A 424-nucleotide genomic window follows, 5' to 3' on the forward strand; every position below is an offset into this window, starting at 1 on the left:
CCCTGCGACAGATCGTGGCCGAGGCCAGTGTCCGCCTCGGCAGCGTCGAAGCCCGCCATGAGGCGGAGCTGCTGCTGCTGCATGTGCTGGAACGCCCACGCAGTTGGCTGTTCGCGCATGCCACCGATCCGCTGGCCGCCGCCGACCAGGCCGCCTTCGAGACGCTGTTGGCCCGCCGCGTGGCCGGCGAGCCGGTCGCCTACCTGACCGGCCGCCGCGGATTCTGGACGCTGGATCTGGAGGTCGATCCGGCCACGCTGATCCCGCGCCCGGAGACCGAACTGCTGGTCGAGCTGGCGCTGGAACGCCTGCCGCAGGACCGTGCGCTGCGGCTGGCTGACCTGGGCACCGGCAGCGGCGCGATCGCCTTGGCGCTGGCCAGCGAGCGGCCACAGGCACAGGTGCTGGCCACCGATGCCAGCCC

At 72.9% G+C, this 424-nt stretch carries 1 protein-coding gene; it reads left to right on the forward strand.

Annotated elements, in window-relative coordinates:
• Window positions 1-424: HemK/PrmC family methyltransferase (locus tag HR086_RS47685; RefSeq protein WP_217442280.1), on the forward strand; the 424-nt coding region annotated here is incomplete at both ends.

It is taken from the genome of Myxococcus sp. CA039A, assembly GCF_013336645.1.
Classification (GTDB): domain Bacteria; phylum Myxococcota; class Myxococcia; order Myxococcales; family Myxococcaceae; genus Myxococcus; species Myxococcus llanfairpwllgwyngyllgogerychwyrndrobwllllantysiliogogogochensis.